The organism is Methylocystis sp. NC52PC (genome assembly GCF_055698645.1).
Map to the genome: position 1 here is coordinate 2,670,782 of NZ_CP170127.1, position 14,664 is coordinate 2,685,445.

The 14,664-nt window shown below is 61.9% G+C and carries 12 protein-coding genes; 6 read left to right on the forward strand and 6 right to left on the reverse strand.

What is annotated here, in order from left to right; all coding sequences use genetic code 11:
* Positions 1 to 16: 16 nt before the first annotated feature.
* Positions 17 to 3,580: an outer membrane beta-barrel protein gene (locus ACETII_RS14945; protein WP_472786017.1), complete on the forward strand. Its 3,564-nt coding sequence runs from the start codon at positions 17 to 19 to the stop codon at positions 3,578 to 3,580.
* A gap of 50 nt (positions 3,581 to 3,630) precedes the next feature.
* Here the strand turns inward: ACETII_RS14945 and ACETII_RS14950 are convergent, their stop codons facing one another.
* Positions 3,631 to 4,386, reverse strand: coding sequence for a response regulator transcription factor (locus ACETII_RS14950; RefSeq protein WP_363347208.1), 756 nt, complete (start codon positions 4,384 to 4,386; stop codon positions 3,631 to 3,633).
* A gap of 264 nt (positions 4,387 to 4,650) precedes the next feature.
* Here ACETII_RS14950 and lldD point away from each other — a divergent pair, with 264 nt between their 5' ends.
* Entirely contained in the window at positions 4,651 to 5,799 is a 1,149-nt protein-coding gene (gene lldD, locus ACETII_RS14955; protein ID WP_472786018.1) for an FMN-dependent L-lactate dehydrogenase LldD, read from the forward strand.
* 92 nt (positions 5,800 to 5,891) lie between these two features.
* The gene (locus tag ACETII_RS14960) at positions 5,892 to 7,535 is read left to right on the forward strand and encodes an adenylate/guanylate cyclase domain-containing protein (RefSeq protein WP_472786019.1); all 1,644 of its coding nucleotides are present in this window, start codon (positions 5,892 to 5,894) and stop codon (positions 7,533 to 7,535) included.
* A gap of 21 nt (positions 7,536 to 7,556) precedes the next feature.
* On the opposite strand, the gene ACETII_RS14965 is transcribed toward ACETII_RS14960, so the two are convergent.
* The 3 genes from ACETII_RS14965 to ACETII_RS14975 all read right to left on the reverse strand — a co-directional run bounded on the left by ACETII_RS14965 (position 7,557) and on the right by ACETII_RS14975 (position 11,874).
* Positions 7,557 to 8,567, reverse strand: a complete 1,011-nt coding sequence (locus ACETII_RS14965; RefSeq protein ID WP_472786020.1) for a ribonuclease Z — start codon at positions 8,565 to 8,567, stop codon at positions 7,557 to 7,559.
* Between the two features lie 24 nt (positions 8,568 to 8,591).
* The gene (locus ACETII_RS14970) at positions 8,592 to 11,438 is read right to left on the reverse strand and encodes an AMP-binding protein (protein WP_472786021.1); all 2,847 of its coding nucleotides are present in this window, start codon (positions 11,436 to 11,438) and stop codon (positions 8,592 to 8,594) included.
* Positions 11,439 to 11,568: 130 nt separating this feature from the next.
* Entirely contained in the window at positions 11,569 to 11,874 is a 306-nt protein-coding gene (locus tag ACETII_RS14975) for a c-type cytochrome (RefSeq protein WP_472786022.1), read from the reverse strand.
* A 78-nt stretch (positions 11,875 to 11,952) separates the two neighbouring features.
* On the opposite strand from ACETII_RS14975, the gene ACETII_RS14980 reads away from it, so the two are divergent.
* The 3 genes from ACETII_RS14980 to ACETII_RS14990 are packed head-to-tail and all read left to right on the forward strand — an operon-like array spanning position 11,953 to position 13,461.
* Entirely contained in the window at positions 11,953 to 12,210 is a 258-nt protein-coding gene (locus ACETII_RS14980) for a hypothetical protein (protein WP_472786023.1), read from the forward strand.
* Positions 12,164 to 12,715 carry a cytochrome b/b6 domain-containing protein gene (locus tag ACETII_RS14985; RefSeq protein WP_472786024.1) on the forward strand — a complete coding sequence of 184 codons (552 nt, stop codon included), beginning with the start codon at positions 12,164 to 12,166 and terminating at the stop codon, positions 12,713 to 12,715. Before ACETII_RS14980 ends, ACETII_RS14985 begins: the two co-directional genes overlap by 47 nt.
* Positions 12,712 to 13,461, forward strand: a complete 750-nt coding sequence (locus ACETII_RS14990) for a molybdopterin-dependent oxidoreductase (protein ID WP_472786025.1) — start codon at positions 12,712 to 12,714, stop codon at positions 13,459 to 13,461. The genes ACETII_RS14985 and ACETII_RS14990 overlap by 4 nt, the downstream gene beginning before the upstream one ends.
* 141 nt (positions 13,462 to 13,602) lie before the next feature.
* Here ACETII_RS14990 and ACETII_RS14995 read toward each other — a convergent pair whose 3' ends face one another.
* Together ACETII_RS14995 and ACETII_RS15000 are read right to left on the reverse strand one after the other, a co-directional pair.
* Complete coding sequence (locus ACETII_RS14995; RefSeq protein WP_363347225.1) at positions 13,603 to 14,055, reverse strand: PAS domain-containing protein; 453 nt, start codon at positions 14,053 to 14,055, stop codon at positions 13,603 to 13,605.
* A 29-nt stretch (positions 14,056 to 14,084) separates the two neighbouring features.
* Positions 14,085 to 14,558, reverse strand: a complete 474-nt coding sequence (locus tag ACETII_RS15000) for an SRPBCC family protein (RefSeq protein ID WP_363347227.1) — start codon at positions 14,556 to 14,558, stop codon at positions 14,085 to 14,087.
* Positions 14,559 to 14,664 lie beyond the last annotated feature (106 nt).

Here is a 14,664-nt window from a genome sequence, read left to right on the forward strand (position 1 = left end):
AATCGGGCGCAGTTCCTTGGCTACGCAAAAAAAACGTTTCCAGAACCGGCATGTGCGCCGCGGCGGCTGTTTCCTGGCTGCGGTCGTTGCGGGTGCGACTCAGTTCACGGCGAGGGCGGAGGCGCAGGCTTTCAATCCGACCGTGCTGGCGCCTGCGGCGAAGCTTCCGCCAGCTCGCGAAGTCAAAGCGACGATTGCGCGTGACCGTAAAGCCCTCCTCGCGCCGGCCGGAGCTGAAAATAGGTTTGTCACCGTTCAAAGTGTCGCGATTGAGGGCGCATTCCCCGAGCTGTCCGAGCAGAACGCCGCATTTGCGCGGAAACTGCAGGGAAGGCGGCTCAGCGTTGCGGAAATTTATCAGGCAGCCTTCGAGCTTCAGGCCGCTTATGCAAAGGCGTTCCCGCTCACGACTCTCATTGCTCCGCGGCCGGAGTTCGACGGAGGGGTTGTCCGCCTCGCGGTCATCGATGGAGTCATCGAGGATATCGAGATTGTCGGGGCGTCAGAGGGCACCCAACAGCTTGTTCGCTCCCGTCTCGAACCGCTCCTTGGCCAGCGCCATCTGACGGCCGCCGAATATGATCGGCGAACCATTCTCGTTGGCATGATCGCCGGCGTGAGCGGCGTGGCGACCGCAAAGCCTGGCGCAGGCGACGACAGATATGTTCTGTCGATCGGGATTACCGAAAACCGCGTCGCCGGGGCCTCGGTCATCACAAACCGACTGCCGAAAGAATTCGGGCCCTGGGAGTTCGCGCAAGCTCTGGCCGTGAACAACGCCTTTGGCTTCGGCGAGCAGATTTCCGGGGCCGTATCGTCGAGCCCGGATGTGGACCGCTTTTTCGACGGCACGGCAAAAAGTCAGGCCTATAGCGTCGATGTGGCGATTCCCGTCGGCATCGACGGTCTTGCTATCGGCGGCGGCTATCTCTCTGCGCGTTCCCGCGCCACCCCCTTGTTTTCTCCGCTCCCAGCCGACCTGCTCAACGCAGGCGAACGGTCGACCGGCAGGTTCGATCGCGTCAATGTGAAGGTCGGTTATCCGCTCATTCTCCGTTCGGATCTGACGCTTCGCACGCAGGTCTCGCTGGAGCACATCAACAACCGCAACCGCTATGAGCCCTTACCGCTCGGTTTCGTGTTCCCGAGCCTTTCGCTATTTCCAATTAACGACGTCAGCCGCGACCGCTACACCGTCACGAGATTGGGAGCGGAGGGCAGCTACCGTCTTCCGTGGCTCGAAAATGCGACGGCCAGCGGTCTTATTCTTTACGGTCTCGGCCTCGGCGGCCGCGTAGGCAGCGACAACTATATGTTTGGTCCGCCGCTCTCGCGCCTCTACGCGAGTCCCGTCTTCAACAGGTTGAACCTCAAGGGTCGCATTGACATCGGCTTGCCGGAGCAATTCTATTTCTCCGCGATCGGCCGCATGCAGACGAGCTTCGGCAAGCCGCTGATGCTCCCCGAAAACTTCATTCTCGATGGTTCCGAGGCCGTGTCCGGCTATGCGTCCGGCACGCTCAACGTGGACCGTGGCGTGACGGCGCGCGCCGAGCTTATGCGCCCCGTGAATCTCGAATTCCTGGGCTTCAATCATGTCGTCGCCCCTTACATTTTCGGCGCCTGGGGCAGCGGCGTGCACGAAAATCGCGCACCCGGTCAGCTCCGCAACATTTGGGCGGAGACTTTTGGCGGCGGCCTGAGAACGGACACCAATTTCACCGACACGCCGTTCGGCGAGTCGCTCGCGATCGAGTTCGGACGCGATTTTTCGAACATACCGTTCCGTGAGACCGGCTATCGCACCAATGTGAGCTACGCCATGCGTTTCGCCGGCAATCCGCTGGCGCCCGACGCGACGCCGGCGTCGCGGACCGGCGTGCTCAAGAGCGGTCTGCCGGATGCGCCGCCGCCTTTGCTTTGGCAGGGGTTCTATGCTGGCTTGAACGCCGGTTACACTTGGGATCCGCGCCCGGCGGTCACGACTTTGTCTTGGCCGGCGGAGACGTCGATTGACAATTGGCTGATGGCGCCGCCCTCGCTCATTCCTTTCCCAGGTTACTGGGAGGCTTCCGCGCGCGGCGTCAATGGCCAATCTCTTGCCGCGGGCGGCGGCTTCTTCGGCGGCGGGCAGCTCGGCTTCAATCTGCAGGTCAATCGTTTCGTGCTCGGCATCGAGACAGACATGCAGGGCGCAAACACGCGCACGCGGCATGTATTGCAGAGCTTCAACCCGGCAGGCATTCTCGGCGCGCCCTGGGTTGATTACGCCGGCACGTCGATCCACAACACCAAGTCTGTTGATTGGCTGGGCACGACGCGCGGACGCGTCGGCTATCTGATTACGCCCACCTTGCTCGGCTACGCGACGGGCGGCGTCGCTTATGGCGGCGCCCGCGCGAGCAGCGTCGCCTTGCAGAGCTGGGGCGGAGAATTGATGAGCGCGGTCCTGGGGGTGCCGGCGCTGCTGCAGGCCTCCGGCGGAGCGGGCCAGTATTCGGGAACGCGCGCTGGTTGGACTATCGGCGCCGGTCTCGAATGGATGTTCGCTCCGAACGCCAGCCTCAAAGCCGAATACCTGCATTACGACCTCGGCAGCACCAACTATGCAATTTCGCCGCTTGCGACGATTTTGCAGCCGCTCGCTCTCAGCAACGTGCTCGGCGTGAACGCCTATACGCAGTTCAGGGGCGACATCGCACGCATGGGGCTGAACTATCATTTCGGCGCGGGCAAAACCGCGGAGACGGCTTCCGCGCCGCCGGGCGTCTTCACGTCCGGCTTCTACGCCGGTCTGAACGTTGGGTATGGCTGGGACGCGACGCCCAGCGTCTCCTCGCGCGTCGTTCCGATGCAGAACACGCTCGACCAGGCTTTGGCGTCAAATCTCGGCTCAGCCGCGGCGCTCACCGCGACCGGCGCCTTGAAGGCGAATGCAAATGGCGCGTTGGGCGGCGGCCAGGCGGGTTACAATTACGTCCTGGGCCGTTATGTCGGCGGCGTCGAGTTCGATTTGCAGGGTGCGAGCCAGCAGGGCCAGGGCGGTTTCGCCGCCATTGCGCCCTATACGATCGCCGGCGCGCCCCTCGGGACGACTGGAACGTCGGTCGCCGTCGAGAAAACCCTCGATTGGTTCGGCACGGTGCGCGCGCGGGCCGGCTATCTTATCACGCCGTCGATTCTTGCTTTTGCCAGCGGCGGCTTTGCCTATGGCGGTATGACCCTGCAAAATCGCGTCGGCCATACGACGGACGTGCTTCCCTTGCTTTGGGCCTTTGCCCAGTCGAACAGTTCCGTTGGCCACATTTCTACGGCGCGCGTCGGCTGGACTCTCGGCGGCGGCTTTGAATGGAAGTTCACGCCCGATATGAGCCTGAAGGCCGAGTATCTTTATTACGACCTGGGCCAGGCGAACGCGACCGGAGCCATTACGGACGCTTTCAGAATTGGGCCAGCCAGCCCTGCGTTCGTTAACACCGCGAACGTGACTGCAAGCACACGTTTCAACGGACAGATCGCGCGGCTCGGCTTCAACTACCACTTCGATCCGACCGTCGCGATGCAGTTGATCGTCAAGTGACGGCGGGTGGCGAGTTTTCTCGCCGCAGCTCACGCAAGTATTATCGAGGATTATCGAGCGGGGCCGAGCGCAAAAAAACCAGGCGGGTTTTCCATGTGACCCGTCTTGCTCTGAACGATCGAGCCGAGCGCAATAACCGCCTCGGTTCGGTTGTGCACCCCTAATCTGCGCATGATATTGCGGATGTGCACCTTCACGCTGCTTTCGCTCAAATTGAGTTCATGAGCGATGAGCTTGTTGGACTCGCCTTTCAGCAGTCGCCTGACGACGTCATATTCCCGCGGGGTGAACTCGAACTTTGCGCTCCCGAGCGCTTCCGGCTCGACATCGTCGTCTTCCTCCATGACCAAAGCGGCGGGTATGAATACGCCCCCGACGATGACCAGCTTTATCGCGCGCGCCGCGATTTCGAGAGGGGTGTCGCTCGAGATATAGCCTCTCACCCCACAGCGCAGGCTCTTGGCGATTTGGTCTTTCTTCTCCGTATCAGAGAAGATGACGACGGGAACGCCGGTTTGCCTCCGGCACAGCTCCCGGATGATTTCGAATTGCTCGCTGATCTGGCGCTCGAGTCCGCTCAGGATAATGGCGCATGCAGACGAGCCGAGCGGGTCTTCAGCCCAGGACTTCACGTCCGGATAGGTCAGAACCGGCAGTCTCAGCTTGTTCTGGAGGCAGAGCGCGAGGCATTCCCCAATCAGAGCTCTGTTCTCGACGACGACGAGGGAAGGCGACTGGAAGGCTTTGTCCCGGCATGACCCTGAGAATAAACTTTTTGAAAAAAACTCTTGCGTCTCATCCGTCATATCGACCTCCCCACGCAAGCACTAACACAACCGATTAACCTGTATCTCGATGATCCGCTTTTCAAGTAAGGAGATAGAAAGGCGTAAACAACTACAACGTGACCATGCGGCGAGACGTATGCTTATCCAGAGCAGGGCAAGCGCTCGGCGTCTTTTGAGTTCGATTCCAATGTCTCGCGAGCGCTCGATTCATAATCACCCAACTCCAAATCGTCGTCGGGCGCAAGTCTTCGTCGCGAAGCCGAGTTCTTCACGGAGGCGTGCGTGATCATTTCTTCCGCCTTGGATTATCGCGAGGCCGCCCGCCGGAAAATCCCGCCGTTTCTATTTCACTACATCGACGGCGGCGCGGGGTCGGAGACGACCCTTCGCGCCAATATTTCGGACCTCGCCGCCATCCCGGTCAGACAGCGCGCCCTTCGTGGCGCGGCGGAAATCAGGCTGTCGACCCAATGGTTCGGGCAGCAGTCGGCGCTTCCGCTCATCCTCGGGCCCGTGGGATTGGCCGGCATGTTCGCGCGTCGCGGCGAAGTCCAGTTGGCTCGCGCCGCCACCGCCAGCAAAATTCCCTTTGTGCAGTCGACGGTCTCTGTCTGTTCGATTGACGAGGTCGCGGCGACTTGCCCGCATTCGTTATGGTTTCAGCTTTATGTTTTGAAAGACCGCGGATTCATGCGCGACGTCCTGGAGCGCGCCCGCGCCGCCGGCGTGACGACTCTCGTCTTCACGGTGGATCTGCCGACGCCGGGGCCCCGCTATCGCGATGCGCATTCGGGCATGTCGGGCCCTTACGCCTCTCTGCGTCGTCTGTTTCAAGCGCTGACGCGGCCGGGCTGGGCCTATGACGTCGGCGTGATGGGGCGGCCGCATGACCTTGGCAATATTTCCGCTTACATGGGACGGCGGATCGGGCTCGAAGACTATATCGGCTGGCTCACCGCCAATATGGATCCAGCGATCAGCTGGCCGGATCTCGAATGGATACGCGATTTCTGGAAGGGCCCGATGATCGTCAAGGGGATACTCGACCCCGAGGACGCGCGCGACGCCTTGCGCTTCGGCGCGGATGGGATCGTCGTTTCGAACCATGGCGGCCGGCAGCTGGACGGGGCCATCTCGACAGCGCGCGCCTTGCCGGAAATCGCCCGAGCGGTCGGCGACGGCGTCGTCTTGTTTGCGGACTCCGGCGTCCGTTCGGGCCTCGACGTTTTGCGCATGCTGGCTTTGGGGGCGAAGGGGGTGCTGCTGGGTCGCGCCGCTGCTTACGCGCTCGCCGCTCGCGGGCGGCCGGGGGTCGAGAACATGTTGTCGATCCTGGCGAACGAGATGCGGGTTTCTATGACGCTGACGGGCGTAGCCTCGATCGGCGATATCGACGAAAGTATTCTGGCCTTAACGGACATCGGAAAGTGAAAATGCCGGCAACGCGGCGTTCGTAAAGGTTTGCCCTAGCCTTGACTGGCTGATAGCTTTCGCCGACCAAGCGAGACGGGAAACCAGCGCTCATGCAGTTACGACATTTCTTCATTGCTTTTTTCGCTGCGGAGATCGCTCTGGCCGGCGCCAATCTCTATATTGGCGTTCTCCTCGAGCATATCCAGGACGGCCTGGAACAGGAGCAGGCGAGTTATTTCCAGACATATAAACTTGCTGATGAGCTTCGCGCATCTTCGGAGTATCTCACGCGCTTCGCACGCAAGTTCACGGTGACCAAGGATGAGTCGCTCGTCAAATATTACCAGCAAATTCTCGACATTCGCGACGGCAAGCTTGCAGCCCCGGCGGGTTACAACAGCGTTTACTGGGACCTCGTCACCGGCAAGCTGATTGCGGAACCGGCGCTGTCGTCGCGCGGCGCGCAGTCGCTCGAAGACCGGCTTTTGCAGACGGGCATCACCGCGCGTGAATTCAACCTCCTCAAGGACGCGAAAATCCGGTCTGACAAGCTGGCGGAGCTGGAGCTTCGGGCGATGCACGCCGCCAAGGGAGAATTCGAGGACGGCGAAGGGAAGTATACGAGAAAAGGCGCCCCCGATCAGGCGACCGCCATCCGCCTCCTGAATGACGAAAATTACAGTAAGGGCAAGGCCGCGATCATGAAGCCGGTCGCGGATTTTCTGGACGCGGTGGACACGCGCCACAAATTGACGCTCGAGACCCTGAATGGGCGGTCGGATCAGCTCGTGCGCGCCAACACCGTCGTTGCGGTTCTATTTGTCCTTTCAATCATCGCCGCCGCGGCCGTTCTCCTTTTCAGATTCCTGCGCCGCGGCGCCAGACTCATGGCTGCGGTCGAAGCGATCGGCGAGGGCGCGCTGACGCGAAAGACAGGCGTGACCGGTTCGGATGAAATCGGGAGGCTCGGCGGCGCCATCGATGCGATGGCGGACCGCCTGCATGCGGCTTTCACGCGGCTGGAGGACAAAGTCAGGACGGTCGAGGAAACGTCCTCGGAGTTGCAACAGGAGCGCGACCGATCGGACAAGTTGCTGCGCAATATATTGCCGGCCGTCATCGCCGAGCGCTTGCAAAACGGCGAGGAAATGATTGCGGAGACCTATCCGGAGGTCACGGTGCTGTTCGCCGATATCGTCGGCTTCACCGGTCTCGCCGCAAAGCTCGGTCCCTACGAAACCGTCCGTATGCTCAATGATATTTTCGGGCGCTTCGACGAACTCGTTGAAAGCTACCAGCTGGAAAAAATCAAGACTATTGGCGACTGCTACATGGTCGTCGGCGGCGTGCCCGACCGCACGCCTCTACATTGCCAGCGTATCGCGCAATTCGCGCTGGAGGCGATCAAGACCGTCGACGCTTATTCGAAGACATTTCCGATGCCGCTGCAAATTCGTATTGGCGTCCACACGGGAACGGTCGTCGCCGGCGTGGTGGGAAAGAGGAAGTTTTCCTACGATCTCTGGGGCGAGGTGGTGAATATGGCGAGCCGCTACCAATCCACGGGTCAGCCGAACAAGATTCACGTTTCCGACGCGGTTCATCTGCGCCTCGCGGACGACTTCGCCTTCGAGGACGCCGGTCATGTGGAGCTGAAAGGGCATGGGGCCGAGCATTCCTGGTTCCTGATCGGGGAAAGGGCGGCCTCGGCCGAGGTCATCGAGCTGCGCAAGAGAAGGGCGATGTCCGACTAATGAGCCGAAAGGGTCTTCGTCTCAGCGTCCGAGAAAGGCAAGCTGCGCCTCCTCCGCTAGGCGTTCTCCCTCGCCGCGATAGCGTGGGGAGTAATGGAAGGTGACGAGTCGTTTGACCCCGGCGAGCCGTGCGATCGTCCCCGCTTGATGCGCGGTCAGGTGACGACGTTGCGCCGCGATGGCGGCGTCGGCTTCAAAAAATGTCGCCTCGATGAAGAGCGTGTCTGCGTCCTTGGCGAGCGCGACGATCTTTTCGACATTCGCTCGAGTGAAGGCGCAGTCGACCACATAAGCGATCTTGCGCCCGGTCGAGACACGCATGATCTCGTTCCTGAGTTGTCCGAGCGGAAGAGTCTTCGGCGTGTCCGCGTCGGGCGCTTGCCAGGAGACTTCAATCGGAAAAGCATCCGAGCGGCCGCGTAATACCGCTTCTTTGAAATCGCGTAGCCAGGGGCCGACGGCCAGCCCCGCCGCCTCCAGCTTATTGCGCCAGACGTTAATTTGCGCCCGCTCCTCCAGCGCGAAGGCAAGAACCGGCACGCCATGATCGAGCGTAGTGGCGCGGACCTGTATGCCGGGTTCTTTCAAGAGCAGCCCATCGGCTTCTGCGCGGCGCTCAGCGTGCTGGCGGGAAAAACTCTCGCGCCCTGAGAAAAGGGCGCTCGTCATGTTGCCGACGGGGTCGACCTCGGTGACGCGGAAGCTTACATTGCCGTCATATCCATCCAGGAGATTCCAGGTGTAGGCCTTGAGCTTATGCCCGATCGCCTCGATGGAGCCGGCAGGTCCATAGATGCTGATGACTTTCTCCCGCCCCAATACCCGGCGCAGGAGCTGATCGAAGCCGGCAAAATGATCCATGTGTCGATGGCTGACGAAAACGTCGCTGATGCGCAGAATTTTCCGCGTCGGCAAGCCGGCGATATCGCCAATGTCGAAGAGCAGCGCGCGCCGCTCGAAGGCGAGGTCGACATAAAGACCCGGATCGTCGAAGCGGTCGTTGACCAGCGTGGGATCGAAATGGCGAGGCATCGAGAGGCGCGCGGCTGGGGGCTTTCAGACTTTGGGTTTGACGAGCTGGTCGAGATCCGGCTCGCCGCAATGTTCGAGCACGAAGCGCCGAGCTTCGTCGCGCAATCTGACGACGCACGTGAAGTCCGCGCCGCCGGCATGCAGCGGCGGGCCGATCTCAAGTCCGAGCGCGGACCATCGCGGGAACCATTGTCCGCCTCTCAGCATCGAGCGGGTCCCGCGCAAAGCGCCGGGAACAATGTCGAGATGAGCTTCCGCCGCCGTCTTGAAGGCGCCGAGGTAAAATCCGGTGAGTCCGGCGCGGCGCGTGAAGGTCCCCTCCGGGAAGAAAACGAGATTGCGCCCCTCGCGCGCGGCCGCAAGCAGCGCCTCGACGTCGGCGACGCTCGCCGCAACGTCGAAACGCTCGACGAATTGCACGCCGAGGCGGCGCAGGAACGGTCCGGCGAAAACTTGTCCGGCGAGCTCCTTCTTCGCGACATAGACCGGCTCGCCCGGCAGGAAGGTCGTGAGCAGGATGACGTCCGCATAGCTTGCGTGATTGAAGACGAGCGCGGCGTTCCTTTCGGGGATGTATTCGAGGCCTTCGACTTTCACGGGGACGCGCAGTGCGGCGAGCGTCGCGCCTGCGACTTTTCTGACGAAGGCCCAGCGGCGGCGCAATCCCGGCAGCGTCATCACGCCCAGCCAGGCAGCCGAATAACCGAGGGCGACGGCGGTCCACCACCAGACCGCATAGGCGAGGCTCCAGATCGACGCGAGAACGCGCCGCCACTGTGGGCCGAGCCCCGCCAAGGCGAGCCGCGCCAGCTGGCGCCAGACTGCCTGTCCCGGGGCGCCGAGGCTGCCTTGCTCGTAAAGCGCCTTGGCCGCGCTGCGCCTGATCTTGCCGCTCGAGGTCTTCGGGGCCGAGCGGGGCGGGACGAGCGCGATCTCATCCGCCAACGCGCCGCTGACTTCGCTGACGATCTGATGGGCGCGCGCGACGAGCTTTTCACGCGCCGCCGGGTCAGTCTCGGCAGTTTCGGCGACGACCACGACGCGCTCGGTGGCCGAGCGCGGATCGAGCGTGCCGAAGACCGCGACGCAGCCCTTGCGAATGCCGGGGATGAGGCCGACGGCCTCCTCGATCTCCTGCGGATAGAGGTGGCGTCCGGCGCGAATGATAATGTCCTTTATCCGGCCGGTGATGAAAATGTCGCCGTTGGCCATGTAGGCGCGGTCGCCGCTGTCGAGCCAGCCGTTGTGAATAAGCTCGCGTGTCTTAGCTTCGTTACGGAAATAGCCGGCGGTCGCGGAGGGGCCGCGAAACTCCAGCCGCCCTTCGCGGCGTTCGGCGAGTTCGCGGCCATTGGCGTCGACGATACGGATTTCGTGCCGGGGCAGGGGCTGTCCGCTGGCGACGAATTCCATGGCCCTCGCGTCATTGGCGCGGGCGCGCTGCGCCAGGCCCTTGAGCGTCAAGGCCTCCCGATCGACGCGATCGATCACGGGCGCCCTGCCGGGCGGCGGGAAGGCGAGACCCACGGCGTTTTCGGCAAGGCCATACACCGGGGCCATCGCCTCGGGCCTGAAGCCATATCGGCCGAATTTCTCGATGAAGCGGCGCAGCGTATAGACGCTTACCGGCTCCGCGCCATTGGCGACCATGCGCAGCGACGCAAGGTCCAGCCCTTCGAGGCTCGCCGCGTCGATCTTGTTGACGCAGAGTTCGAAGCCGAAATTCGGCGCGGCGCTCAGCGTCGCGCGGAAGCGGTGGATGGCCCACAGCCAATTTGCCGGGCGTGTGAGGAAACTCACCGGCGACATCACGTAAAGCGGGGCGGCGAAATACAGGCTGCCCAGCCAGGCGCCGATGAGGCCCATGTCGTGATAAAGCGGCAGCCAGCTCACGAAGACGTCGGAAGAGCTGGCGTTGATCGCTTCTCCCATGGCGCGCACATTGGCGAGGAGATTGGCGTGGGTCAACACGACGCCCTTGGGGTCGCCGGTGCTCCCCGAGGTGTATTGGATCAATGCGGTCTGCGACGCGTCGCGAACGCCCGACGGGGCGACGTCCGTCTTCGACTGCAGCGTCGCCACGCTTTCCACGGACTCGAGCGTCTCGACCTGGGCCCGCAGCAGCGCAGCGAGCGCAAGACCTTCCGGCATGGTGACCAGTATCCGCGCGCCGGCGTTTCGCAGGATCCCGGCCTGGCGGCGCAGATGGTCCTCGATCTGGGCGAGCCGCAAAGGCGGATAGATCGGCACGGGGGCGGCGCCGGTATAAAGAATTCCAAAAAAGACGGCGAAAAATTCAAGTCCGGTCGGCAACATGATCGCAACCCTGTCGCCAGGCGCGACGTCGCGCGCAATGAGTCCGGCCGCGACGCCGCGGGCGCGCTCCGCCAGCTCCCCATAGGTGAGGGCGCCGATCTCCGTGCGGTCGTCTTCCAGCGCCGTCAGATGAAGCCTGTCCGGGTGACGCGCGACATGCCACTCGAGGGTCTCGACCAGAGTTTGCGCGTCGCCGGGCGCCTGAGCCGGCGGCAGCGGCTGCGCCGTCGGGGCGCGGTAGCGCACGCCTGTGTCGCGAGGGCGCGCATGTTCGATCGCGGCAAGGAGATCGCCGACAGTTTCAGCTTGGCTGACGCGGTCCAGCGGCAGACGCAGGTGGAACGTCCGTTCGATGCGGGCGGTCAGCTCGGTGCGCGCCAGACTGTCGACGCCAAGATCCTGTTCGAGGCGGCTGGCAAGAGAAATGTCGACCGCCTGACCCTGGCTCGGCCGCAAGTCGCGCAACAGCGCCTGCACCAGCGCGACAAGGGCGCCTGCGCTCGAGGCGCCCTCCTGCGGCTTCTCAGGCCCGTGATCTCTCGCCTTATCATCCATGTGACGCTCGGCTCCGGGCCTGTCTTGAACGGGCAGGCCGACGCCGCCGAAAAAGCTGCGCCCTTTCTATTTAATTCAGCATCGGGCCGCAGACAGCCGGGGAGGCGGCGCATGCCCGGACGGCGAGGCTTTAGCGCTTTACGCGGGAATAATAGCGGGCGAGCGCTTTCATCTCCTGGTCCGATAGTTTCTGGCCCATCATCAGCATTGTTTCGTGCCGTCGCTTGCCGGTCTCGAAGGCCTGGAGCTGACGAAACAGATATGCTTCGCTTTTGCCGGCGATCGTCGGCGTCTGATCCGGGACGACCGAAACGCCGTCGACGCCGTGGCAGGTGTCGCACTCCATCCGCAGCCCGGCGAGGCTTTCGTTGTCGCCGGCGAAGGCCGGGGACATGGCGATCGGGAGCAGGACGGACAGGCGCGCGAGACGTTTCATTTTAGGCCGCTGTCAAGGCTGGCGCTGCAGTCGCGCCGATTCAAATTTCAACACAGTCACGGGCGGTCCCAAGCGCTATTGCAACGCAGCATCGCCTTTGCCGGCCATCGTATCCTGGCGAAATTCACGGCCATTTTGGCCGAAGAACTGCGCCGGCACGGTAGCGCTTCTGGTAAATATTCTCAAGAGGAGCGCGATGTTGCGGAAGGCGTCAACAAGAAGAGGGAAGCTCGTTCATCCGCTCTTCGTGCGCGTGACGCATTGGATCAACGCCTTTGCCGCGATCGCCATGCTGATGAGCGGCTTGCGTATTTACAACGCGGCCCCGCTGTATGAGGTGCGCTTTCCAGGCGAATTGACGCTCGGGGGCTGGCTGGCCGGCGCGCTCGCGTGGCATTTCGCTGCGATGTGGCTCTTGCTTCTCAACGGGTTCGCCTATCTTGGCTATGGGGTCTTTTCTGGCCACTTCCTGCGCAGAATCCTCGACGTCCGGCCCATCGCAGCGTACCGCAACGTCAAACTGGAGATGAAACATCTTCTGCTCCATGGAACCGGCGACTATAATATCGTGCAGCGCGTTCTCTATGTCCTCGCGATCGGCGACATGTTACTGCTTTTCTTCTCGGGGCTGGCCCTTTGGAAGCCGGTTCAGTTGCACGAACTGACTAAACTCCTCGGCGGCTATGATCAGGCGCGCCATATCCATTTTGCCGGCATGGCGATCCTCGCGTCGTTCATCGTGATCCACGGCGGCGTCGCTCTTGCCGTGAAGGGGACGATCGCATCCATGGTGACGGGACGCTTAACCAAGGCGTATGCAAAGGAGCGGCAGAGCCGATGAAAACCCGGAAAGCTCTTGGCGGCGCGTCGGTCACTGACTTCAAGCCCCAGCTGGAGCGCATGGAGCGCCGGCTCTTTCTCAAGCAGGGTCTCTCGCTCGGCGCCCTGACGCTTTTGTCGGGGTGCACCTTGAAGGATGACGATGCGGTCGATCGGCTGCTGTGGGCGATGTCCAGATGGAACGATCGCGTCCAGGCCGCCTTGTTCAATCCCGACAAGCTCGCCCCGAGCTATTCCGAAGCCGACGTCGTAACGCCTTTTCCGTTCAACGCCTATTATGAGGAGGCGCTCGCGCCCGTCGTCGACGGGACGACTTACAGATTGCATCTTTCCGGGCTCGTCGAGGATAAGCGCGGCTGGGCGCTTCAGGAGCTTCGCGCGCTGCCCCAGACCACGCAGATCACCCGCCTCGTTTGCGTCGAGGGCTGGAGTGCGGTTGGCAAATGGACCGGCGCGCCGTTCAGGACGTTTCTGGAGCGCATCGGCGCTGACCTCACCGCGAAATATGTGGGCTTTCAGTGCGCCGATAAATATTGGACGAGCATCGATATGCCCACGGCGCTCCACCCGCAGACCCTTCTCGTGCTGGATTTCCCCGAGACGAAATACGGCTATCCGGTCAGGATTCGCATGCCGACGAAACTCGGCTTCAAAAATCCGAAGTTCGTGACCGAGATCTTCGTCACAAACGATAATCCGGGCGGTTACTGGGAAAAGCAGGGTTACAACTGGTTTAGCGGCACGTAGCTTGGAGGCCGCGCCGGGCGTCGCCGCGCAGCGCATGCAAAGTTCAATAACGGGCCCGAGTCTCGAAGATCGCTGCAGCCGGCTTTTCAGAACCCCGCTGCATTGGAATGCGCGACCGGCTCGGCCTGAGGAGACCGGCGTTTACACGCCCGAGAGCGTGAGTTTCTCGTTCAAGGTCTTGATCTCTTCCTGCGCTTTGACCTGGTCGGTAATGTCATATTGCACCCCCAGGAAATAGACGACATTGCCGCGCTCATCGAAGAGCGGCTTGACGACCAGTCGATTGTGGAAGAGCGCGCCATCTTTCCGATAATTGCGGAGCGTCACTTCGACCGGCTCGCCTTTCTTGATCGCCGCGCGCAGGCGATCGAGCTCAGCCTGGTCTCGGTCGGTCCCTTGCAGGAACCTGCAGTTACGACCGATGATTTCATCCTGCGGATAGCCGCAGATGTTTTCGAACGCCTTGTTGGCGTAGACGATGGGGGAGTCCTCGAGGTCTGGATCGCTGAGCGTAACGCCGTTGACGCAAGAGTCTAATATCTGCGTGAGCACATGCGGGATGACCCCCTTGTCTTTTTGCACGATGAACATCATTTCCCCTTTCCGCTTTTCGTGTCGCCTTCTTAGGACGGAGCGCCGTCCTCGAGCAGGCGTTTGATGTTTTCGACGGTTTGCTCGGCTCCTTCCTGTAAAGCGGTGCGAATGAGTTTCTGAAAGGGCCGCATCACGAGATCCAGTTCCTTCAGTTCGAAAGTGAAGACGATGCGCGTCGTCCCTTCGCCTTCCGGCTGGAACTCGTAAGACGATCGGAAAGGCTCCGAGAGCCCTTCGATTTCAAGCACGCTGGCGGGAGAGAAGGTGGCGATCTGAAATGTCGATTCACTGTCGATGCCTCGGTCCCTTGTCACCTGCCGCCCTTTCGTTCCCGCATGGACGGGCGGCGGCGAGAGTTCCTCGAGTTCGACGACCTGAGGACACCACTTCGGATAGTTCTCGAAAAACGCGTCGCCAATAAAAGAGTATGCCCTCCTGACGGGGCATTCGACGATCTCCTCCGATCGACCGGCGACCGGTTTTGACGCCCCGATCCCGAGCATATCACCCCTCCTGACGATCTTGATCGCCGCAAACTATAATCTCATATAGTTCATCGATGCATGGTCGTGACCGATCAATCCTGGCCAATCTCCGGACGGTTTGCGA